Below are 21,452 nucleotides of genomic sequence, written 5' to 3'. Positions count from 1 at the left end.
CCAATCGAAAACAACAGCAGTACACCACAGTTCGATACAGGAGCCGACCCATGACCGAACCGACACCACCGCCCGCGCAGCGAAGACCGGCCTGGCAGCAGAGACTGCTCGACCGAATCCAGGACTTGCCCGACGACCGCGGCCGGCTGCTGCGCGAGGGCTACGACACGCCGCCCGGGGCGGGGGAGTTGGCGATGCTGGCATGGCGCACCCAGCTGCTGCAACTGGCGGCCGACCGCAGCGAAATCGAAGCCCGCGCTCACGCGCTCGGCATCCCGCACGCAGAGATAGCCGACGCCCGAGCGGCGGGAAGCCGTGGCCGCCGGGCGGATCTCCGCCCGGCGCCGGGCGCCGATACGGTGCGCGAGCGCGTGCAGAGCTGGGTGGCCGACGACGTGTGGCAGATGCAACATATGGCCGCGATCGACGTCGCCCACCGGATGCGTGCGGTCACCGACGCACCCCGATTCGAGCCCGAACCAGGGATGGTCGCTCAGTTCGAGCGCAACCTGAGCGCGTTGTGGATACGGGCTGGCAACCTCGCCGACGCGATCGGTCTCACCGTCGCCGAATCCGCCGGGATGTGGGCGCGGACCAGCAGTGACTGGCAGCGAATCCTCGACGCCACGACCCAGACCTACGACAACCAAGCGCTAGAGGAACGCTGGCGCGTGTACGCCCGCCCCGGCATCGAAACCAGCGTTATGCGTGATGCCACCGCCATCACCCTGCGCGTGGATGCCGCCCCGGCCGAGCACCCCGTGCGCATCCCCACGCCACATGCCATGAAGACCGCCGCAGCGGCGGCATTGCTATCCCGGCCGGCCACCGGCGCCGACACCGGCGCCGACGCGATCGACCGCGCCCTGCCCGCCGAGGCCGACCACACCCACTGGGACACAGCCACACCGACCGGCTTGCCGTCGCATCCCGGCCACAACCACGATGCCGGAACTCAGCTATGACCAACCAGACCGTACCGGACTCGCTGCCGCCCAGAGTGATTCACCGGCCACGGAGGTGTAGACCGTGACCGACCCCCATTCTGCAGTATCGATCGAACAGTGGCAGGCGAAGTTGCTGGCCCGCATCGACCGCCTCGCGCGCGAGCACGCGACGGTGCGGGCACGCGGCTTCGGCGGCTATGACGGCACCGACGGCACGCCCGAGCAAGAGTGGCGTTCGCATCTGGACGCGTTGGAAGCCCAACGCGAAACCATCGAGCAACTGGCCATCGAGCTCGGCATCCCACCGCAGTGGGTCGGCCGCGCTCGAACCAACGGGGCCGAAGCAGCCGAACACCCCGCACCCACAGAAGCAATCGCGCAGGCCGTCGCGCACCCTAGCCCAGCAGCGGGGCCACCGGAGGCCGCCGCGTCGGCGGCAAAGCAGTTGTTCATCGATATGGCTGTCGTCGATGTGTGGCACGTGCATCGGATGGCGCTGCTGTCTGCAGCACGCGATGCCCGCCTCAGCGCCGGGCGCCTGGGTCTGGGCGCCGACCCGGTTGCCGATATGCAGTTCCACCGCAACCTGACTCTGCACCATCAGCGCGCGGCCAGGCTGTCCGACGCCGCCCAACTGTCGGCGCCCGAGGTCGAAGCCCTCTGGAACAGCTCGCAAGTCCATACCGCCCGTCAGCAGGCCGCCGAGCAGATCAACCGATGGGATGACCTGCAACTGGAATTCGAATGGCGCCGCTACACCCGACCCATGGCGGACCCAGCATTGCCGCCCTACATCCCTGTCCACCCGGACACCGGAGCCCCGACCACCCATGCACAGGCCCGCCCACCCGACCCCATCGAGTTGATCGCACGCGCCGCCGCCGCGCTCGGTATCGACCCCGAGCGCACCGACCGGCTCCCGATCCACCTCGCAAACGCCATCGATGTCGCTCTGCCCGAAACCGCCGCCCGCGACTGGGGCCCCGGCCCCACGACCACACCACCGCCAACCTCGCCACGACCCGACCTCGGGCCTGAGCCCTAGCCACCGCACCGTCAACTCCCGGTGATGGCGCTGGCGCCGCCCCACCACACGCCCCGATTCCACCCCGATACCGCGAGGACATCCCGTCACGCCACGACCACAAGTCGCGGCCGGTTTCCCCAGAAGGCGGAACACGATGTCCGACAACACATTCCCCCTACCTAAATCTCCCAGCGTTAACGCGCCGGACCCCGCAGTGAACCCCACTCTCTCCGACGCGGCGGCCCGTGCTCCGGTGCCGGCGACAGCGTTTCGATCCCGCACCGTAGCGAGCCCTCTGGCCGTCCGGTTCGGCCCCGACGACCCTGACGCCCTGCGCGCGACGGCTCTGCGCGCCGTGCAGGACTCGATGAAGCGCTACATCGAGTGGCAACAGCATCCGGCAGCCGACACCACGACCGAGGCTGGCCCCGGCGAGTGGCGGGTGACCGCGATCAACGGCATCGAAGACGACCTTCGCCGCGCCTACCTCGATGCCGTCCACAGTGGGGTGCCTATCAGCGACATCGACACCGCCCACGATCTCGGGCTGGCCGGTGTCGGGTGGGACCAGCAACCCGCCCACCGGTTGCTGGGCCGGCTCGAATACCTCGCGCACGCACTCACCCTCGTCGAGGCCCGCGCCGGCGCCGACCGCACCCGGATACGCGACCTCGAACACGAACTCGCCCAAGCAAACGCGCGCATCGAAGCCCTGACCGAAGACCTCGCGCACGCGTACAACACCATCACCGATCAGGCTGAGGAACTGGTCGATGCCGAATGGCTGGCCGGCCACCGCCACCACAACGTCGAACCCGGGCCGCAGCCTGCCCATGCGCTCGCCCGCATGAACGCCGAACTGGCGCTGGCCAACGAAATCGATACCCTCGACCCAACCCTGCTGACCGACACAAGCGGCGGCATCGGTACCGCGATCGACACCGCACTGCCCGGCCAGCCCGACTACTGGCCCGATACCACCGATCCCGACCCCGGGCCGCCGCCCGCCACGTCGGATCACGGGCCGGAGGTCGAGCCGTGACCGCTCTGGACGAGCCGCTGGGCTTTACCAACCCCGACTACTATCGCGACGCCGCCTCGCACACCGAGCGGCAGCTGCGCGCCGATTTCGCGCGCTATTACCAGCTACGCGAAATCGCGCCCTCCGCCATCTCCGCCGAGGCGCGCGCCGAATTCCACGCCCGCGCGGACGAGTTGGCGATCAGGTGGGCGCGCCACGAGTCCGAACACTGGCGCGGTACCTGGGCCGGATTGCAGCGGGTCGTGGCCGGGTGGCGAACTCAACCGGAAATCGCGCGCCGCAACTTCGACCAGATCGCCCGCGCCCGCGCCACTGGCGAGGTGGCCATCGACGACGACATTTGGCGTACCCTGCAGCAAGCCCGCCTGATCACCGGGCACGGCACGGCCACGATCGCCGGATCGGACCAAGACGCCGCGCGCCGCTATCCCTACCTGCAACCCGACATGGGCGCCACCGCGGCGCCAACCGCGCGAACCGCGAATGAGGTCGATCGCCGCACCGCCGTCGAGCGCACACTTGGCGCTCCCAGAAATCCGGCTGCCGCGTTGCCGAGCCTCGAACAGGTCGACGCGGTCATCGCCGACACCGACGAACTGCTCGAGACTGAGGAAGCAGCATCCGATCTCGACGACGGCCGCGACGCACGGAAAATGCTGCTGCCCCGCGCGGTTCGCGAGGCGCCGATCTCGGCCGACTACAGCGAGACCGAAACATGGCAGCGCCGCCACGCCGAGGCCCTACGAGAGGTGCAGGATCTCGCGGCCGAGCACAGCACTCTCGCCGACGGGCTCAACGGAATCGATGACCAAGCCCGCATCGCCCGGCTCGACCGGCTGCGGGCCGGCCTGAGCGCCGCACGCCGCGATGCCCTCGCCATCGGTCTCACCGACGCACAGGTACACACCGCCTACACCACGGGCCGCGACGGAACCTACTGGGCCGCACAGCCTTCCGACCCGCATCTGGGACGCATCGCCCAACTCGTCGAACAACGCGACGTCGCCCGCGCCGCCGCCGACTCCTACCGCACCCAACTCGCCCGAACAACCTCCGCGCAGCCACATGCCGCCGTCACCACGATAGAGACGGCTATGCCGGTCACTCACAACACCTCCGACGTGGAGGCAGGTGCTGCGATCAGCAGCGCGGTCGACACCGCACTTCCCGACCCCCAGCCCGGCGAATGGGCCCCAGCCACCCGTGAGCTTGCCACGAAAGAGATTGCCGCCCAGGCAGAACGCGAGGTGAACCTGTGAACCACCTCTGCCATGACTGTTATACACAGATATTCACAACGCTATCCCCAGTCTCAGCGGGGGCGGGGTGATGGCGCGGCAAACGCGGCGCCGCACCACCGGAGGTCTCGGGGAAGAAGCCTGGCTGCTGCTCATCGCCCTCGGCCTCATCGCGTTGGCGCTGCTCGCGTGGGCGGCACTGTCGGCCGGAAGCTGGTGCGCCGGAGTGCCCATCACCGCCCACCCAGTCGCGGCGCTCCTGCAGGTCATGGCCGGCCGGCATCCCTGGCCGTGGCAATCCAGCGCGCTCTTCGTATTCGCGTTGGCAGCCCTCGGCGCTTTCGCGACCACGACCCGCGGGCGGTGGGCGGCAATGCGGCGCAACGACATCGACCAAGCGGCCCGCACAATGGTCTCGCCGCGACAAATCTCGGCTGCGCGGCAACAGGACAACGCCACCGCGGCCGAACGGCTTCTCAAAGACGCCCCAGCCGATGTGCGGGCTCTGCCGGGGCCACCGTTGGGCCGTACTGTCGTCGGCGGGATCGAGTTGTTCGTGCCGGCCGAAATGGGAGTGTTCATCGCGGCCGGGCAACGCACCGGCAAAACAATGGCCTGGGCCATCCCTGCGGTGCTGAGCGCGTGGGGACCGGTACTGGCCACCTCTAACAAACCAGACCTCTACCGGCACACCACGTTCGGGCGCGAACAACGTGGCCGAGTCTGGCTGTGCGATCTACAAGCGGTGACCGGGCAGGCCGAATGCGGATTCTGGGTCGACCTGCTCGCCCGCATCCATACCCTCGCCGCCGCGCGCAAGCTGGCCTCATTCTTCGTCTCCGGGGCCTCGGGATCGGCGTCGGAGCGCGCCAACGCCCGAGTCGACTCCTACTTCGACGGCGGCGCTCAAGAACTGCTGGCCCTCTATATTCTGGCCGCCGCGTGCGTCGACGGCGACCTTCTCCACGTCGCCGAATGGCTGTCCAGCGATCAAGACCAAACCCCGATCCTGATCCTGCGCCACCACCATCACACTCGTGCAGCGCAACGTATCTCGGACGCCCAAGGCTTGTACGCCCGCCAACGCGACGGCCTCTACGACATGGCCCGCAGGTTCTTGAACGTCCTCTCCGACGAAGGCTACGCCACCATGATCACCCCACCAGCGCGCCAACGCATCAGCGTCTACGAAACCAGCGACGCGATCGCCATCGACACCGCGCTGGCGCCGAAGACGCACGACCTGCCCGAATTCAAACCTGCGGAGTTCGTCACCAGCAACGACACCCTGTTCGCGTTGTCGATGACCGGACCGGACTCCGCCGCCGCCCTCACCGCCGCCCTCGTCGGCCAAATCCTGGAATCAGCGCTGACCGTCGCCCGCGCACGCCCCGAAGGCCGCCTGGCGGTGCCGCTGCTGGCGGTCCTCGACGAAGCAGCCAACTGCGCGCTCATCGACGCGCTGCCCAGCTACTACACCTACGCCGCCGGCTGCGGGGTCATCCTGCTCACTATCGTGCAAGTCCTCGAACAAGCCGAAGACCTCTGGGGCGCAAACGGATTGACCGTCATCCGCGCCCAATCCATCGAAATCTACGGCGGCAACATCGCCACCCCCACCTACCTCGAGCAGTGGGCGCGACTCGTCGACGACCACGACGTCGCCGATTATTCCCGCTCGACCGGGCCCGGCGGCACCAACCGCACCACCAGCTGGCGCGCCGAACCCATCCTCAACGTCGCCAAACTCGCCCGCCTACCCAAAGACCGAGCCCTGATCCGCCTCCCCGGCCACGAACCGATCCTGATCGAAAAACAGTTCTGGTGGAACAATCCCACCCTCGAACCACTCGTCACCCGGTCCCTGGCCCGCTACACCAGCCCCTCCAAACCACCCACGCGGCCGGACAGCCACACCGGCGGCGCAGCAGGAGTCGAGCTATGACCACACCAGCGACACCTGGAGCGCAACGGCAGCCACGCAAAGCACCGGCTCCGGCCTACCCGGACTTCGTCACCTTCGCCGAACAATGGCTGTTCCCCTTCATCACCGTCCGCCTCGCCGAAGCCAACCGCGAACACACCTGGACCTGGTGTCGCCAATGGTGGCGCCACCGGGCAGTCGCCGTCCGCATCGCCTGCCTGCACCGCGCCTTCGAAGCCATGCGCGCAGACAAGAACGCCGCCGGCCTGTCGACCTTCCTACTCCACCACCTCGACCCCCACTTCCACGTCATCCTCGACGCCGCCAACGGCCCACTGCACCGCTGCACCCGCACCAAACACACTGCGCTGCCATCACTGACCTACGACCCCGTGCCGTCTGGATGGTTCACCTCGACAGGCAGGACCGACACCGAGTCCAGCGCCAACAAGCCGTTCCGATTCGGCCACTACGCCGACTTCGTCGAACAATGGCTGCTGCCGGTCACCGCGGTCCGCATCGCCGCCAACCACCGGGAAGACCAATACACCTGGTGTCGACGATGGTGGGACCACCGCAGCGTCGCCGTCCGCTTCGCCGCCCTACACGTCGTGTTCGAAGCCGCTCGTATCGCCGAGGACGGATCTGCCATGTCGACGCTGTTCGTCTCCCACATCGACCCGCACTTCCGGCACATCCTCGACGCCGGCAACGGACCCTTACACCGCTGCACCCCCGACCACCACACACCCGAAACCGGACTACCCACAACAGCCGTCCCTGCCAACTGGTTCACCGCACTCGGAAGTGCCAGCCCGATAGAGGAATTCGGATTCGGCCCGGACTTCCGGCACCCTGCCCACAAGCAGTAAAGGCACGTTTGGGTGCCCGGCGTGTGCGTTGCACAGACATACCGGTGCCGGTGCCGACTCCCAGCGGCCGGGTGTGGCCGCAGACTCGACACGTAGGTTGGTCGGGGGTGAGAGCCCGACGGAGGTCACGAGAGAAGCTGATCACCGGTTAGGGCGTGGCGGTGGATTACGCATTCGACCACGACGGCCAAGGCCTTCCACAGGCAAGCCGACGTCGGGAACTGGGCATCAGCAAATGGCTTGGCGCAACCGAATCCGGCTCGAAGGACGGACGCGGGCTGTGCCTCCGCCCAGCCGGACCAGAAACTGCTCTACGACCAATACGGCATGGACCGAGCTGAACCCGCCGCCACGATTCTGCGGTGGCAGCAACGCTGCTGGCGCGGAAACGAACCCGGCGCCGGCGGGAGTCAGGTAGTCGTAGACAGAGGCGCCGTTTCCGCGTCGACAGGATCCGCGGCCGAGTCCCCAGCGCACCCGCGCCGTGGCTCGGCGAGATCGGCGAGCCGTCAGGGAAGGTCGTGCCGCAAGCGGGCGTGTGTCGCCTGGGCGCGTTGCAGTATGACGCGCGCATCGTGCCCGTAGGCGGCCACGGCGGCGATGGCGTCGAAATGCCGGGCTGCGGTGGCGATGTCGGGCTCGTCGGTGACCCTTACCAGGCCGGTGACGGTTTCGACGTCCAGGTATCGGTCGTCGCTGAGAATGAATCCACCAGCAGTTGAGACGAAGGGGGCGGAGACCGGGACGATGCCGATCTCGACGTTGTCGCGTGCGGTGAGGATATCGAGCAGGACGCCGATCTGCTCGGCCATGATTTCAGCGCTGCCCACGGTGCGCAGCAGCGCTTCCTCGCCCATCAGCAGCCGGAATTGTTTGCCCGGGGCGTCGAGCACGCGCTGTCGCGCGAGCCTCTTGGCAACAGTTGCGTCGGTGTCGTCGCGGATTTGGAGGAGCGCGATCACGGTGGACAGAATCGCGCGGGCGTAGGCGGAGGTTTGCAGGAGCCCGTGAACGATATGCGGGCTGTAGTCACGCTGCACCGTGGTGGCCTTCTCGAGGTCGATCAGGCTGTGTTGCAGGTCCGACAAGCCGTCTTCGGCGGTGACGTGGAAGCTGGTATACATCACGAATTCCCTTCGCGCGGTGGGCGGTTCCCCTCGATTGTGTCGTGTGGCGTTCGGGGATATCGCGGGCAAACACCACTTTGTGCCCCTCTGCCGGCGCACCGGACACATGGGGTCCGGCGACGAGGACACCATCACCGACTACCTGACCGACCTGCAACACCCCGCCCTGCAGACCGACTGGCCCGACGGAACCACCTCACCTCGGTAGGCCTCGACGCGGCCCACCGGTCAGCGATAGACGCCAGCGGCTGCCACAGCGCGACGATTGCGCGCCGCGGCAGCCTGGCCCCGCTACTGCGATTACGACCGCACCTGTGAGCGCGTTCGGAGCCGCTCGACCGCCGTCCGATGCACCCGGTGACTGCCGACCGGCTCCACCGTAGCCACCCACCGGTGGCCGCCCGACCGGTCGGGGCGAAGCGGGTGCTGCCCGCCCGTTTCCGGGCGTCGTGGCATGGGGTGTGGGTAGGCTGCGGAGCCGTGACGACTTCCGAGGTTCCTTCCGAGTTGGATCTGGATGCAATTCTGGCGCAGCGGTGGGCTGATCCTGCGGCGTTTTCGGCTGCGGAATTTGCTCGTGCGGAACAGTTTTGGCGCGACCTACGCCGTCACGACGACTATCTGCTGGCGCTGCGAGCGCGTGCGGCCGGGCTGATTCGGGAGTGGACCGGTCGCCCGTCGCGTGATGTGGGTTCGCTGGGTTTGCGTCTGAATCTCGAGACCAGCGATTTGGACTTAGGTATCGGCTATCCGGCGGATCAGAGGGACGAGCTGGTGGCGGCCTTGGCTCCGCACACGAGTTTCAAAGGTGAACGCAAAACACGGTTTTCGACGACGCGACTGGTGTTCGCGTTCACGGTGGAGGCTGTCGAGGTGGATTTGAGCGCGCTGACCGAGGAGGACTTCGCGGTCTCGTGTCGGATGCTCGATGAGATCGAGGCGACGATGACTGAGCCGGAGCAGATCGCGCATACCTGGGTGAAGTATCTGCTCCGGACTTCGGGCCGCATGCAGGACTACGCGACGTGGAAGCTGTGCACATACGCGCGATTCTGCCCGGAGTTCAACTGGGTACCGATCCCCGAAACCGCGTGAGCGACGACGTTTCCTGCCCCCGGCCTATGTCCCGCAAGGGTCGGCGGTGTTGATCAGTTGCCAGGTGGTGTGGGCTCGCCAGCGGCCGAATTCGGCGTCGAGAAGTCTGGATTCGGCATCTGGTAGCTGCGTGCGAAGCAGGGCGACCGTGTGGGTCATGCGTTCCGTCAGGGGTTCGAGTCGGGTGTCGAGCAGGCGGCCGACGGTCTCGGCGAGGTCTTCGATGTTGTCGTGGGATCGGTAGCGGTTGAGGGTGTCGAGCATGTCGCCCAGCAGGGCGAAGGCGGCGTCTTTGATGACTGTCCGTGCTTCGCGGGCGGCAACGCGGGGCGGGCCGTCGAGTATCTTTTCAAGCGATTTGAGTGTGTAGTCGAGGGCGAAGTGCCTGTCGACCCACAGCTGGGCGTGGTGCGACAGGACACCGATGCGGGGATCGGCGAAGGAGGCGTCCAGGCGTCCCATCGAGGGCCGTGCCGGGCCGGCGAGGCCGGCGGCTTGGACGTGTTTGGTGTAGGCGGCGCCGATGAGGCATTCCATGGACACGAGCATGTAGGAGATGCCGGTGTAGAAGGGTCGGTCGGTGGAGTGTTCGGCGACGAATGTGTCGTCGCGGACTCCGTCGACGATGTCGTCGATTGTCAAGTGCGGCAGTGGTTTAAGGATCAGGTCGGTGCGGGCTTGGAAGGCGTGGGTGGCGCGCAGCTCGTCTTCGGTCATGAGGTGGTCGAAGGTGATGTAGGTGTAGCGGGTGGGGATTGCGAGCGCGGACAGCGTGCGGATGGCCAGGGCGTTCTGTTCGCTGGTCGTTTCCTTGTTGAATCTGTCCAGGATCGAGGTGACGCCGGACTCGACACCGAACAGGCACCGTCGTAAGCCCGTCGCGCGCAGTGTCTTCCACATTCGGGCGCGTTCGATATGCCAGTCGCGGTCGCGGTCGGTGCGCGCGACTTGGTCGATGCGGCAGGAGGTTTCCCACGTGAACTGGTGCTGGTGGAGGATATCGGCGACCGCGAGGGCGCGTTCGACGGCGTCGGGTCCGCGGCCGACGAATTCCTCGTCGACCAGGTAGAGGGTGCGGGCGATGGCGGGGTAGCGGTCGAAGACCTCGCTCATGCCCGACACGATGGTCGGCAGTTGAGTAGGCGCGATTCCGGACCAGCTGCCTTTGTGGCCGCGGGGGCAGAACGAGCAGAAGTTGGTGCACCCGCGTGAGGTCTCGAGCTGGGCGACGCCGTGGTGTTCGAATGTGGTTGCGAGCAGGTCGAGTTCGGGGAAGATGTCGGTGCGGGTGCGGTTGGGAACGGTGGCCGAGCGGCGGTAGCGGCCGATCGACAGGGTCCCTTCGCCGCGGGCGGCGTCGATCGAGCCGAGGCCGCGAATCTGGTCGAATCCGGTATCGCGGTGCCAGAACGCGAGGAGGTCGGCGATGGTCGGCTCACCGGCGCCGCGTGCGATCAGCAGCCAGGGCCAGCGCTGCAGCAGCAACTGCTCGTTGCGGGCGGTCAGGCTCCCGCCCGCGACCACGAGCGGTCGATCCGGCATTTCCTGGACCGCGTCGAGGAGGGTCTCGAGCAGGTCGTGCTGACCGAAGGTCGCCGAGATTCCCAGCACGTCCGGGCTCGTTGTACGGACGGTGTTGATGATGTCGTCGAGGCCGACGCCGAGCTGCATATCCATGAGAGCGGTTTCCCCGGTCAGCGTCGCGCGCGCGGCGCGGGCGAGGTCGCTGATGGCCAAGGGAAACCGAGGTAGCGGAAAGTGTTCCGGGTGATACAGCGCTGCGAGCACAACTCTCGGGCGGGTGAACCGGTGCTGCGCTGCAGCGCTCAGCTCGGCGGTGCTGAGCCAGGAGCTGGTGTCGTCGATGGTGAGGTGACCGCGGGTCCACGCCGGCCAGTGCCGCTCGGCCAGTGCGCGGCCCGACAGTTCCGCTATTGTCCAGGTCTTTCGGTCGTGGTGTTCGGCCAGCAGCAGACGATGCTCGAGGGTGTCGGTGACGATGACTCGCGCCGGGTAGGTAGTGGTCAGGGCGTCGCGCAGCGGGTTGGGTTCGCTGGCGTGGCAGTGGGCCAGGAGTTCGGCGGTTCGGGTGGTGTCGCCGCCGGCGCGGGCGGTGACGGTGAGGATGCGACGGGCGAGGGTGCTGTCGTGGTGCATGAGACGGCCGTTCTGGGCGGTGCCCGACCGGTTTTGGGCAGCACTGGATCGCAGCGCGTGCCGACCTGCGGAATCGGGCGCTGAAAAAGGATGGGGACGGGCGTGGCTAGATGTGGAGGGTGAGGGTCATCGCGGAGTGATCGCTGAGCCCGTTGAGTCGCGGGCGATGCTGATAGGCGCACTCGCGCACAAGATGACGGTGGTCGCTGTCGATGAACAGGTGGTCGAACCGGTAGCCGTTGCGTTCGCCGTCGGCGCCGACGCGTCCGAACCAGGAATGCTCTGTTCGCTCGGCGTGCAGCAGCCGGAACGCGTCGATGAATCCGTTGGCGGCGAAGGAGCGATAGAAGTCGTACTCCCACGCTCCGTAGACGCGGTGGTGCGGAACATGGTCTGGCTCAACAACGTTGAGATCACCCGCGATCACACACGGCCCTACCGGGGTGCACTGTTCGGTCAGCGCGAGTAGGGCGGCGCTGACCGCGTCCTGGAACGCGCGTTTGGCGACGTTGCGTTCGTGCTTGGGGCCGCGCGAGGGGACATAGATCCCGGCGACCGTGAACAGTGCACCGGTCGCGGGTTTGACGCGGACGGTGACGAACCGGTGGGGCATCACCGCGATGGCCGTCTCGACGGGGTCGGTGATCCCTTTCGCGGCCACGAGCACGCGGTAGCGGTCAGCGCCGGGCTGTGGAAGGTGCACGGCGTAGCCGGCCTCGCGCAGCCATTGCGCGGTGACCTCGCCGGCCGCGCCGGCCGAGACCTCGGTGAGCACCACCACGTCGGCGTCGACTCGCGACAGCCACGACACTTGCTTGCGGGCGCGAAGGGTGTTGGCGTGCTGGACATTCCACGTCAGCACCCGTACCGGCCTGGTCGCCGTGCCGGTCACGGCCGGGCCCCGACGGGTTGTTCGTCGACGAACACCTCACCCTCGGCATCGAGGCGGCGCTGCACATCGGCCATGATCGCACGCACCCGAGTGATCACCACGTCGTCGGGCCGGGCGCCCACTGCCGAGATGTTCGTCGCCACCTGGGCGGGATTGCTGAATCCGACCAGGACCGCCGCATTCTCGGAGCGGGTAAGACACGACCACACCGCGATCCGGATCAGGTCTTCGTTGTCCGGGCCGACCAGCGTCCGCACCTGGTCGAGTCCGTCGCTGATCACCGCGAGCGCTGCCGGGGAGAACCATCGCTTGCGGGAGCGGTGGTCCTGAGGGCCGAATACTCGTGGCCGCGCCGGGTCGTAGGTGCCGGTCAGCAAGCCCTGGGACAAGGGCTTATTGATCAGCACGCCGCAGCCGTGGCTGTCGGCGAAGGTGAAAATGCTGTTCGACCGGTCCTGCGGGGTGAGCAGGTTGTCCCGCACGGCCAGCACCTGCGGGGCGATGCGGTCGAACAGCTCCCGGAACCGCGCCTCCTTGTCGGCTTTCGGGCCGACGGAGAGGCGCTCGGGGGCGTAGCGGTGCGGGCCTCGCATGCCGATGGCGCGAATCAGGCCCTCCTGTTGGAAACCGCGCATCGCCTCGATCGCCAGCTCGAGTCGCTCGTCGTTCGGGCCGAACTCGCTGTGATGGAAGAAATACACGTCCAACCAGGTGGTGTCGAGATTGTTCAGCGTCTGCTCGAGTTGGCGGCGCATGTGCCCGGCATCATAACCATGGGCCGCGGTGCCGGCGAAGTAGCCGACCTTGGAAACCAACTGGATCCTGTCTCGCGGCACCTGCGATACCAATCGACCCAGCAGCCGCTCGGATCGGCCGTGCCCGTACACGTCTGCGGTGTCATACAGCGTCACCCCTAGTTCCCAGGCCCGCTCGAGCCCGGCTATCGCGGCGGACTCCTCGACCCGGCCCCACCCCATCGGCAGACCCAGGTTGGTGTCCGGGCCACCGATGGCCCAGCACCCCGCACCGATCGCCGAGACCTCGATACCGCTCGACCCCAACATCCGCTTGAGCATCACCGCTCCCCTCTTCAGTGGCGAAAAACCGTGGCCACCACTGTCGCCCCTGTCACCGCATCGGAGGAATCCTCGCCTGTAGGCGTGGTGTGGGATTACCGTGGGAATTCCGAATTCCTGTAGGGGACAACATCATGCAGCTGGGCAGCGAATGGACTGGGTTCGAAGCGGTAGTTCTGCAAACCGTCACCCGCCAGTCGGTGCGTGAGTTCGCCGACCGCCTGGGAGTCGACGCCAAAACCGTCTCGAACTGGCGCGCCCGCGGCCACATGGTGCGCCTGCGCCCCGCGACGCAGCAACTGCTCGATATCGAGCTGGCCCGCGCCACCAGTGACGCACAAGAGCTGTTCTTTCAGCTCATCGCCGAGCGTGACGTCGACAGCCCGCGCGCACCCGCCCCTGCCGATGCCGACCTCGGCTGGCTCGGCGCCGACCCGTCTGGGCTGCAGACCATTACGACCCCTGCCGGGCGGTTCTTTTCCGGGTCAGCGACTCCGGTACTCGCCTTGCCCGCCCGCCGCGACGGTGACCGGATCATCGCCACCGTGGGTACCACCGTGGCTGTCGATCCGCTACTTCACCGCCCCCGCCGCAGCCTCGTCGTCGCCACGGTCGGCACCGAGCCCGAGGCCGCCGGTTACGCGGTGGATCGCCGCCATGCTCTGGCCAAGCTGAACTCCTCCGGTGACGGGGCGCCGCTGCTGGTGCCTGCCGCCTACCGGCTCGACCCGTTCACGACCGCCGTTCTCTGGGCCGTTACCAATCTCGACGACGCCCTCCTCGACGACGACGCCGAACTCCACACCGCGACAACGCAACTGGCCGCACCCGATACACCACCGCGCCCCGGCGTCGGTCCCGACCTGACCGGTGCGATGTCGGCGGTCTCGCAAATGTGGCTCGGTTCGCACGTCTGCGCTCGACACATCCTCGGCCACACCGACGAGCTGACCCAGCCACCGGTGTTCTGGAGCCGCGAGCAGCGCGGTGAAGAAGCCAGCACCTGGCTGCTGTTCGCGCACAAATACCGGTACCTGCAGACCATCGCCCAGAAGGTCTCCGCCGCCGAGACGTTGACCCGGGCATTCTGCATACCACCGGCCGCGGTGACCGCCTCACCCCAGCCCGAGAGAGTGCTGCTGATGTTGACCGCGGCGTTGATCGAATCGTTCGCCATCACCGTCGCCGTCTGCGGCGATCCCGAATACAGCGCCACCCAAGGATTCGTTCTCGACCACACCCGCCGCGCGATCGTCGCCAGCTGGGTCAACTCCGACCACATCTGGCATGTCGACGTCACGGACCACCGCCCCACCCTGCGCGAGTTCACCGACGCCGCCGCCTGGGCCCGCGCTCACTCTATCCTTTCCGGAACCACCCCGACCACGCGACTGCGTTCGCTCGCGGGCTACCTCGAACTGGACTGGACCTGGCTCACCGGCCGGGCACGGCAACTGGCCGATCACGGAGTATCCGGATTCACCCGCCCGCGCAGCCGACTCCTGTCACTGGCCGGGATCGAGCAAGCATGCCAATTCCTCGGCGACCTCCCCGATACCGATCGCTAGGCTGCCTGCGTGCCCACCGACGAATCATGCCGCCGCGTCACCGTTTTCGGCCTCGGCGGCACCATCGCCATGACCACCAGCCCAACCGGCGGCGTCGCACCCGCCCTGACGGCCGAACAACTCATCGCCTCCGTACCGGGCCTGGCCGATACCGGCATCGCCGTCGACGTGGTGAACTTCCGCCAAACCCCGGGCGCATCCCTGACCATCGACGACATCACCGCCCTCGCCGACACCATCACCGACCGGGCCGCCGATGTCGACGGCGTCGTCGTGACCCAAGGCACCGACACCATCGAAGAGACCGCCTACCTGCTCGACCTCCTGCACACCGCCCCGCAGCCGGTCGTGGTCACCGGCGCCATGCGCAACCCCACCCTCGCCGGCCCCGACGGACCCGCCAACCTCCTGGCAGCCATCCGCACCGCCGCCAGCCCCCACCTGCGCCATCAAGGCTGCGTCGTCGTGTTCAACGACGAAATCCACGCCGCCCGCCGCGTCCGCAAAACACACACCACCAGCACAGCCACCTTCAGCTCACCCAACGGCGGCCCGCTGGGCTACCTCGTCGAAACCCGCGCCCGCCTGCTCAACATCCTGGCCCACCGAACCACCATCCCCGCCCGCTCCCGAAACGACCTTCGCATCCCGATCCTCACGATCACCCTCGGAGACGACGGATCCGCCCTGCACGCACTCGCCGACCACATCGACGGGCTCGTCGTAGCCGCCCTCGGAGCAGGCCACGTCCCGGCCCACCTCGTCCCCGCCCTCGAAACCCTCGCCGCGAAGATCCCCGTCGTCCTCGCCTCACGCACCGGCGCCGGATCCGTGCTCGAAACCACCTACGGATTCCCTGGCTCCGAACGCGACCTGCTTGCCCGCGGTCTCGCCAGCGCCGGATACCTCGACCCAATCAAAGCCCGCATACTGCTGCACACCCTGTTGTCCGCCACGAACGACAGACCCACCATCCACGCAGCCTTCGCCGCGGCCGGCGGCTACCGAGACCCCGAAACCTGGCCCTGGCCAACCGATCCCAGCAAGGACCACTGATGCGCGCACACGAAATCACCCTGGGCCGATCCTTCGGCGTCACCTTCGACCACGGCGACAACTTCTACCCAGCACTGACCGACTTCTGCCGAACCCACAACCTCCGCAGCGGCTACATCCCCTCCTTCATCGCCGGATTCAGCACTGTCGATTTGGTAGGAACCTGCGAACACCTCGACAACCCCGACGCCCCCGTCTGGTCGAAAGTCCAGCTCCGCAACGTCGAAGCCCTCGGCGCCGGCACACTCGCCTACGACCCCGACACCAACGAGATCAAACCACACATCCACGTCACCGTCGGACTGAAAGAACACTCCGCCACCGCCCACACCAGCCACCTCCTCGACGCCCGTATCCAATTCCTCACCGAAATGCTCGTCATCGAAGTCGCCCACCCCGACATGCAACGCACCCCCGACCACGAACTCTTCGACGTCCCGCTCCTCAAATTCCGATAGTCGACCCAGCAGGCAGAGGTCGCCAACCGTTTGCGCTACATCGACTGCAGCCTGAAATCGTAGCGGTGACGGTCAACGTCGTCGGTACGCTCACGCCAGCGCGATGGAGTCGATGAACCGCAGATACTGTCCGGCCTGAACAAATCCATGCTGGTGATAAAGGCCCGCCACGTCCATGCTCGCACCCAACGCCAAATGTGGAACACGTTGCTGGCGGGCCCATTCCACAACGGAATCGATCAACTGCGTGCCGATGCCTTGACCTTGCTCCGGCGGAGAGACGACTACATCCACGATCAGCACGTACAGTCCGTCGCAGACTGCGCGAGCCATTCCCACCGATCGGCCTTGCTCGTCGTGGGCCACGACCGAGAACAATGACGTCGCCAACGCGGTCGCGCACACGCAGTGATCGGGAGTGCTCCATCCCACCTCGGCGCGCAGGCGCCGGTACTCCTGCACGCCGATGGCACGCTCCACAATTGCCGCCATACCGGCAATTCTGATGGCGACGCTGTTCGCGGTCCATCCGAATTCCTTGCTACCTCAGTAGGTTCCGCGCGTCGGCTGACGCTATCGGTGAGGATGGGTGGCATGGACGGCGCGGTGTGGCAGCTGGCGGAGCGGTATATGGGATCGGGTGCTGGCCGCGGCGCCCCGACGTGACCAGCCGCAGTCGATCTCACTGCTCCTCAGCGGAGGCGACCTACACTGGGCAGCAACAGGATTGGGCGGTGCTCACTCCAGCTTGTAGCGGCCGCCTCGATCCGCGTCAAGGTACGCTCCGCAGGAGGTCACCTCTCCTAACCACCTCATCCTGGCATCGACCCCGGCCACGTACAGTTGGGGGAGACGCAACTGCTGCCGGGTCTGCTCGCCGCAGAAAAGGACGGTCCCGATGCGTAAGCCGCTCCTCGGCCTCGGCCTAGCAACGATCGCGGCCACTGGGGTCGTGATCATTGTCCACTACACCCACGAACCAGCGTCCCGCCCTCAGGAGTACTCGGTGGTCAACAACGACAAGCCAGCTGATCACCAAACTGACGGCCTCGACGACCTCGAAGAGCCAAACATCGAAGGGCCGTCGCCCACCAGCGTGAAAGACTTCGTCGAAGACTCCCAACCCGGCCCCGGCACCGCGCCTTAGCAAATGGCACCGAACGACGGCGGCCCCGCCGTGCACGGTGAAGGATGGACCTCACACAACCCCGGCAACTAGTGCCTGGGCACGTTCCCATTCCTGCTGGCCAAAACAACTCTGATACACCCACCGCGGTGGCGGCCTTCGTCTTGGTCGCCGCCGCCACATAACACAACCGGTTCGGCACCACCGGCGCGAACCTATGCTTACCCCGGCTCCGCTGGCCGCCGCACTGTTGTGCCTTCTGGTGATGAGCTCGGACTGCGGCGGACTGCCGGTTCCGAACTGATCAAACGCGGCCGAGCACCGCGCCATTTGCTTCCCGCTCAAAACTCGGAGACCGTACCCCCACGAATCAGCCGCCAGGGATGAACGGAATCTCAAAACTGTGGCGGATCCGCCACGTCACCGCCAGCCCTTCTGAGATTGCACCATGAATTCTGGGAACCTACAGTTACGCTGCCGTTGGGAACTGCTCGAGATCGAACTCGCCATTCTGGACACCGCTCATAAACGCGTCGAACTCGTCGCGATCAAAGTGCAGAGCGACACCGGTGTTCCGGGAATGAGCAGCATGGTGGGCAGTGAAGGTGTACTGCCCCGCCGATGACTGGCGGATGCGTATACATTGCCCATCTGTGCGCCCAGCGCGCAGCGCTTCCTGAAATGCGTCGAACTGCTCGTCCGGAACAACCAGCGTCTGAGCCGAGGGAAGCGGTGCGCCTCGATCAGTCTCGGGCGTCGCAAGTTTGTCGTCCCAGACTACGGTCCAGCCATTCTTCCGGCCTATCCGCACGCATGAGTTCCCACCCGCGCTGCGCGCTGCTTTGACGCAGTCGTGGGCGGTGAAGATGGGGAGCATTTCGGTTCCTCTCGTGCGATGTGGTCGATGAACTCACGCGAGTCCTCGCTGCTGAGTGCGGCGGCACTGAGTCGGGCGAACAAGGCTTCGCGGGCGCCGACTGGTGGTTTGTCGAGGATGTAGCGGATTTCCCCGAGAGCTTCTACCACCGCGAGTTCGAGGTCGCCGGCCGCGCCGGGTGAAGGTACGCGGATGAGTGTGAAGCGATCCTCCATCCCGCCGCCGTCAACGGGGGTGTTGAACGGCAAAATCTGGATCAGGATGTTGGGGCGCTGGGACAGATCGATCAGGTGACGAAGCTGGTCGATCATTACGTGCCCCTTGGGGTCGCCGTGGCGGCGCCGTAGGCATGACTCGGAGAGCACGGCGTGGAACTCCGGGGCGTCGGCCTTCACGAGGTTTCGCTGGCGCTCGAGCCGCGCCTGCACCCAGTCTTCAACGGTGACGCCGGTGTGGGCGTCTGACATGTTCGCATGTAGTGCGCGGATGTAGGACTCGCTTTGCAGCAGGCCCGGGATGATCTCGGACTCTGTGATCCGAAGCCTGTTTGCCTGTTCTTCGAGGTCCACGAGGAGTCGAAGCTCCTCCCAGTAAACCCGGCGATGTCCGGTCGTCCAGAAGCCGCGTCGATACTTGTCTCGCCGCAGCTCGAGCAGACTCTGGATGTAGTGCTCGTCGGAGAATCCCAGCTGTTTCGCCAGCAGCTGGAGGTCGCCGGCCGAAATCCGGCCTGTGCCCGCGATCAGACTGTTGATACGGGATTGGCCGACCTCGATGATCTGACCCGCCTCGGCTTGGCTCTTGCCGGAGGCGCGAATCATGTAGTTGATCTCGCGTCCGAGTAGGAGTCCCCGGGCGGTCCGCGTTGCCATGGGTCCTACCGTAGCCGCAGTTTCGATTTCCCCGATTAGGTTCCTGAATTCTGATTATCAGATTATGGTTATCGGAACAGCGATACCGCCGCCCGTACGGCAACGAGGGCGGATCCGAGGGAGATGGTGACGATCGACGGCAAGGAGATCAGGGCGGCGCGCACCCGACGCGGCTGGTCCCAAGCCCAGTTGATCGCTGCCCTGCGTGCTCATGCGAGCAGGCAGGGAATCGCTCTCATGTCGCCCAACAGCCTACGAATCGCGTTGTCACGCTGGGAAAATGGCCGGCATACGCCGGATGCGCTGTATGCCAGATTGCTGCGGCAAGTGCTCGGCGTGCCAACCGCTACTGTCGACTTCGTCCATGGCGGCACTCTGTTCGAGGTCTTGCTGAATCACACCAACAGCTTGCGCATGCTCGATCGGCGCTTCGGCGCTCCTGCGGCCCGTCTCCAAACGGCTGCGCACGTCACGGCACTGGATACGATGTGGCGCAACAGCAAAGGAGCGGATCGAGCGGTGGTTGCTCGTGCACAGGCAGATGCTGCGGCACTGGCCGCGTGGCAGGATTTCGACGTAGGCGACACAACTGCGGCTGCCGCGCACTACAAAGAAGCTCGCGCTGCTGCATTGCGCGCAGGGGATCCAATCCTGTTGGCCCACACCATCGGTGAGGAAGCGGTGATGCTCGCCGAAACAGGGCAGGCCGCCCCGGCGCTGGCACAGGTTTCTCAAGCAGAACGCATACCTGGACTGCCTCCGCTGCTCCGCTCGTGGCTGTCGGCCACCGGCGCACAAGTGGCGACCTATTGCCCGGGCCATGCTTCGGTCGCGCGGGAGGCACTGGCGACTGCGGAAGCCCTACTGCCGTCCGACGGCTCATCTGACGACGAAATGCCGTTCATCGCCCACAACGAAACACATCTATCTCGCTGGGCTGGGCATATCCTTGCTCGGCTCGGTGATCCTGCCGCTGCAACGCTCACCCGCGACTCCATGCAGGTGATTCCCAAGGACTTCGTCAGGGCACGATGTGCCCAGCAGCTCGATCTTGCCCAGGCAGCAATCAACGCCGGCCGACGAGAGGAGGCGGTGTCGCTGCTCTCGTCCACAGCCGACCATATCGACGACCTCGGGTCAGGACGTCTCCGCTGCCGGCACGACTTGCTCAAGCGCCGAGCCCGAAAGCTCCTGGCCGCCAGCTGAATCCGCGACCGCTGCCAGCATCCCAACCGCCGTGCCCGTACCGAGAAGCTGCCCTGTCGCCAATAACTCGGCGGTTCTGCTCAACGGGACCCATACGAGCTGCCCCGCCTCCTCCGCGTCAGTCGGCGCAGCAACTTGCCGTGGCCCATATCCAAGGAAGATGTAATGCGGTGTCTGGACCAGCCCTGGCATCGGCTCGAGTTCCGCTACGAGGGCCAGTCGCTCGACGGTGAACCCAGTCTCTTCCAACAGCTCTCGACGCGCGCACGATTCGTGTTCCTCACCCGAATCCACGATGCCGCCCGGCGACTCGTAGCCGATTGTGTCGACGATCCACCGGTGACGTTGTAGCAGCAGAGCTCGGCCCTGATCGTCGATGGCGGTGACAATCGCGACAGGATTCAGGCGCACCGCGTGGTGTTGCCGATCGACTCCATCCGGCGTGGTGATGTGGTGGCGCTCGACCGACAACCATGGTCGGCCGTCGTATACCAGCTTTCCGGAGTGCACTGTGGTGCGCGGGGGGCGATCAGTCATTGCCTCACGGTACCGGCGGGCCGATTGTTTGCTGAAGGGCGAATTCGTTTGCTGGTTGCTACGGGTTGCTACGTTCCCAACGCGCAGCATGACCGCCAGGCTGGACTTATGTCCTGGTTTAGAGGCAAGCCGGTAGCACGAGGCGCCGCGTTTCGACGGCGCGATCAACGCAACAGGATTGTCAACGGTCGGGTCGTCGTCTCCGAAATCGACCACGACGAACCCAGCCATTCAGCACCATCGGGCAGCGCAGTTCGTGATGAGCCTGAACTGAGTCCAGCAGCCGCGCGGGATGCCGTGAACCAGCAGGGGGATGTACCGCCGGAGCTGTGGACACGAGCTGCTGCCCTTTTGT

21 protein-coding genes are annotated in these 21,452 nt (G+C 66.3%); 14 read left to right on the top strand and 7 right to left on the bottom strand.

Going from position 1 to position 21,452, the window contains the following annotated elements; all coding sequences use genetic code 11:
* The first annotated feature begins 50 nt into the window (after window positions 1-50).
* The 6 genes from ON37_RS28015 to ON37_RS31295 all read left to right on the top strand — a co-directional run bounded on the left by ON37_RS28015 (window position 51) and on the right by ON37_RS31295 (window position 7,050).
* A complete protein-coding gene (locus ON37_RS28015; protein WP_040723733.1) occupies window positions 51-965 on the top strand; it encodes a hypothetical protein in 915 nt (304 codons plus the stop codon).
* Between the two features lie 64 nt (window positions 966-1,029).
* Entirely contained in the window at window positions 1,030-1,992 is a 963-nt protein-coding gene (locus ON37_RS28010) for a hypothetical protein (RefSeq protein ID WP_040723732.1), read from the top strand.
* 349 nt (window positions 1,993-2,341) lie between these two features.
* Entirely contained in the window at window positions 2,342-3,016 is a 675-nt protein-coding gene (locus ON37_RS28005) for a hypothetical protein (RefSeq protein WP_169332995.1), read from the top strand.
* On the top strand, window positions 3,013-4,275 hold the full coding sequence (locus ON37_RS28000; protein WP_040723729.1) for a hypothetical protein: 1,263 nt from the start codon (window positions 3,013-3,015) through the stop codon (window positions 4,273-4,275). Before ON37_RS28005 ends, ON37_RS28000 begins: the two co-directional genes overlap by 4 nt.
* 70 nt (window positions 4,276-4,345) lie before the next feature.
* A complete protein-coding gene (locus tag ON37_RS27995; RefSeq protein ID WP_051032210.1) occupies window positions 4,346-6,199 on the top strand; it encodes a type IV secretory system conjugative DNA transfer family protein in 1,854 nt (617 codons plus the stop codon).
* Window positions 6,196-7,050, top strand: coding sequence for a DUF4913 domain-containing protein (locus ON37_RS31295; protein ID WP_051032209.1), 855 nt, complete (start codon window positions 6,196-6,198; stop codon window positions 7,048-7,050). Before ON37_RS27995 ends, ON37_RS31295 begins: the two co-directional genes overlap by 4 nt.
* 509 nt (window positions 7,051-7,559) lie before the next feature.
* Here ON37_RS31295 and ON37_RS27980 read toward each other — a convergent pair.
* Window positions 7,560-8,174 carry a DUF5753 domain-containing protein gene (locus tag ON37_RS27980; protein WP_040723728.1) on the bottom strand — a complete coding sequence of 205 codons (615 nt, stop codon included), beginning with the start codon at window positions 8,172-8,174 and terminating at the stop codon, window positions 7,560-7,562.
* A gap of 46 nt (window positions 8,175-8,220) precedes the next feature.
* On the opposite strand from ON37_RS27980, the gene ON37_RS33280 reads away from it, so the two are divergent.
* The gene (locus ON37_RS33280; protein ID WP_157171642.1) at window positions 8,221-8,385 is read left to right on the top strand and encodes a hypothetical protein; all 165 of its coding nucleotides are present in this window, start codon (window positions 8,221-8,223) and stop codon (window positions 8,383-8,385) included.
* 272 nt (window positions 8,386-8,657) lie between these two features.
* A complete protein-coding gene (locus tag ON37_RS27975; protein WP_040723761.1) occupies window positions 8,658-9,272 on the top strand; it encodes a hypothetical protein in 615 nt (204 codons plus the stop codon).
* Window positions 9,273-9,296: 24 nt separating this feature from the next.
* Here ON37_RS27975 and ON37_RS27970 read toward each other — a convergent pair whose 3' ends face one another.
* The 3 genes from ON37_RS27970 to ON37_RS27960 form a co-directional block, all read right to left on the bottom strand.
* Window positions 9,297-11,429: a B12-binding domain-containing radical SAM protein gene (locus tag ON37_RS27970; protein ID WP_210741970.1), complete on the bottom strand. Its 2,133-nt coding sequence runs from the start codon at window positions 11,427-11,429 to the stop codon at window positions 9,297-9,299.
* A 106-nt stretch (window positions 11,430-11,535) separates the two neighbouring features.
* The gene (locus ON37_RS27965; protein WP_051032208.1) at window positions 11,536-12,321 is read right to left on the bottom strand and encodes an endonuclease/exonuclease/phosphatase family protein; all 786 of its coding nucleotides are present in this window, start codon (window positions 12,319-12,321) and stop codon (window positions 11,536-11,538) included.
* A complete protein-coding gene (locus tag ON37_RS27960) occupies window positions 12,318-13,397 on the bottom strand; it encodes an aldo/keto reductase (RefSeq protein WP_210741968.1) in 1,080 nt (359 codons plus the stop codon). Before ON37_RS27960 ends, ON37_RS27965 begins: the two co-directional genes overlap by 4 nt.
* Before the next feature lie 134 nt (window positions 13,398-13,531).
* Here ON37_RS27960 and ON37_RS31290 point away from each other — a divergent pair, with 134 nt between their 5' ends.
* From ON37_RS31290 to ON37_RS27945, 3 genes are read left to right on the top strand one after another with little or no spacing between them, the layout of a single operon-like run.
* Window positions 13,532-14,965 (top strand): hypothetical protein, encoded by a 1,434-nt coding sequence (locus ON37_RS31290; RefSeq protein ID WP_051032207.1) that lies wholly within the window; start codon window positions 13,532-13,534, stop codon window positions 14,963-14,965.
* 9 nt (window positions 14,966-14,974) lie between these two features.
* On the top strand, window positions 14,975-16,021 hold the full coding sequence (locus tag ON37_RS27950) for an asparaginase (RefSeq protein WP_040723727.1): 1,047 nt from the start codon (window positions 14,975-14,977) through the stop codon (window positions 16,019-16,021).
* Window positions 16,021-16,479 carry a PPC domain-containing DNA-binding protein gene (locus tag ON37_RS27945; protein WP_040723725.1) on the top strand — a complete coding sequence of 153 codons (459 nt, stop codon included), beginning with the start codon at window positions 16,021-16,023 and terminating at the stop codon, window positions 16,477-16,479. Before ON37_RS27950 ends, ON37_RS27945 begins: the two co-directional genes overlap by 1 nt.
* A gap of 90 nt (window positions 16,480-16,569) precedes the next feature.
* Here ON37_RS27945 and ON37_RS31285 read toward each other — a convergent pair whose 3' ends face one another.
* The gene (locus tag ON37_RS31285; protein WP_051032206.1) at window positions 16,570-16,971 is read right to left on the bottom strand and encodes a GNAT family N-acetyltransferase; all 402 of its coding nucleotides are present in this window, start codon (window positions 16,969-16,971) and stop codon (window positions 16,570-16,572) included.
* 406 nt (window positions 16,972-17,377) lie between these two features.
* Here ON37_RS31285 and ON37_RS33275 point away from each other — a divergent pair, with 406 nt between their 5' ends.
* Both ON37_RS33275 and ON37_RS33270 read left to right on the top strand, forming a co-directional pair.
* Window positions 17,378-17,626, top strand: coding sequence for a hypothetical protein (locus ON37_RS33275; protein WP_157171641.1), 249 nt, complete (start codon window positions 17,378-17,380; stop codon window positions 17,624-17,626).
* A gap of 427 nt (window positions 17,627-18,053) precedes the next feature.
* Window positions 18,054-18,230 carry a hypothetical protein gene (locus ON37_RS33270; RefSeq protein WP_157171640.1) on the top strand — a complete coding sequence of 59 codons (177 nt, stop codon included), beginning with the start codon at window positions 18,054-18,056 and terminating at the stop codon, window positions 18,228-18,230.
* A gap of 176 nt (window positions 18,231-18,406) precedes the next feature.
* Here the strand turns inward: ON37_RS33270 and ON37_RS27930 are convergent, their stop codons facing one another.
* The gene (locus ON37_RS27930; RefSeq protein WP_051032205.1) at window positions 18,407-19,354 is read right to left on the bottom strand and encodes a helix-turn-helix domain-containing protein; all 948 of its coding nucleotides are present in this window, start codon (window positions 19,352-19,354) and stop codon (window positions 18,407-18,409) included.
* 123 nt (window positions 19,355-19,477) lie between these two features.
* On the opposite strand from ON37_RS27930, the gene ON37_RS33265 reads away from it, so the two are divergent.
* Window positions 19,478-20,560, top strand: a complete 1,083-nt coding sequence (locus ON37_RS33265; protein ID WP_157171639.1) for a helix-turn-helix transcriptional regulator — start codon at window positions 19,478-19,480, stop codon at window positions 20,558-20,560.
* Here the strand turns inward: ON37_RS33265 and ON37_RS32155 are convergent.
* Complete coding sequence (locus ON37_RS32155; RefSeq protein ID WP_083893342.1) at window positions 20,492-21,328, bottom strand: NUDIX hydrolase; 837 nt, start codon at window positions 21,326-21,328, stop codon at window positions 20,492-20,494. The genes ON37_RS33265 and ON37_RS32155 overlap by 69 nt on opposite strands.
* Window positions 21,329-21,452 lie beyond the last annotated feature (124 nt).

The sequence above is a fragment of the Nocardia veterana NBRC 100344 genome (genome assembly GCF_000308855.1).
In the GTDB taxonomy this organism is placed as follows: domain Bacteria; phylum Actinomycetota; class Actinomycetes; order Mycobacteriales; family Mycobacteriaceae; genus Nocardia; species Nocardia veterana.
The sequence above is the reverse complement of the archived record's forward strand: the minus strand, read 5'-3'. Positions and strand labels throughout refer to the sequence as shown.

Bases quoted from the DNA above. Each gene is read 5' to 3' on its own strand.
- ON37_RS28015 (WP_040723733.1), top strand. From the start codon at position 51: ATGACCGAACCGACACCACCGCCCGCGCAGCGAAGACCGGCCTGGCAG.
- ON37_RS28005 (WP_169332995.1), top strand. From the start codon at position 2,342: ATGAAGCGCTACATCGAGTGGCAACAGCATCCGGCAGCCGACACCACG.
- ON37_RS27995 (WP_051032210.1), top strand. From the start codon at position 4,346: ATGGCGCGGCAAACGCGGCGCCGCACCACCGGAGGTCTCGGGGAAGAA.
- ON37_RS31295 (WP_051032209.1), top strand. From the start codon at position 6,196: ATGACCACACCAGCGACACCTGGAGCGCAACGGCAGCCACGCAAAGCA.
- ON37_RS27980 (WP_040723728.1), bottom strand. From the start codon at position 8,174: ATGTATACCAGCTTCCACGTCACCGCCGAAGACGGCTTGTCGGACCTG.
- ON37_RS27970 (WP_210741970.1), bottom strand. From the start codon at position 11,429: ATGCACCACGACAGCACCCTCGCCCGTCGCATCCTCACCGTCACCGCC.
- ON37_RS27960 (WP_210741968.1), bottom strand. From the start codon at position 13,397: ATGCTCAAGCGGATGTTGGGGTCGAGCGGTATCGAGGTCTCGGCGATC.
- ON37_RS31290 (WP_051032207.1), top strand. From the start codon at position 13,532: ATGCAGCTGGGCAGCGAATGGACTGGGTTCGAAGCGGTAGTTCTGCAA.
- ON37_RS27945 (WP_040723725.1), top strand. From the start codon at position 16,021: ATGCGCGCACACGAAATCACCCTGGGCCGATCCTTCGGCGTCACCTTC.
- ON37_RS31285 (WP_051032206.1), bottom strand. From the start codon at position 16,971: ATGGCGGCAATTGTGGAGCGTGCCATCGGCGTGCAGGAGTACCGGCGC.
- ON37_RS33275 (WP_157171641.1), top strand. From the start codon at position 17,378: ATGCGTAAGCCGCTCCTCGGCCTCGGCCTAGCAACGATCGCGGCCACT.
- ON37_RS33270 (WP_157171640.1), top strand. From the start codon at position 18,054: ATGAATTCTGGGAACCTACAGTTACGCTGCCGTTGGGAACTGCTCGAG.
- ON37_RS27930 (WP_051032205.1), bottom strand. From the start codon at position 19,354: ATGGCAACGCGGACCGCCCGGGGACTCCTACTCGGACGCGAGATCAAC.
- ON37_RS33265 (WP_157171639.1), top strand. From the start codon at position 19,478: ATGGTGACGATCGACGGCAAGGAGATCAGGGCGGCGCGCACCCGACGC.
- ON37_RS32155 (WP_083893342.1), bottom strand. From the start codon at position 21,328: ATGGCTGGGTTCGTCGTGGTCGATTTCGGAGACGACGACCCGACCGTT.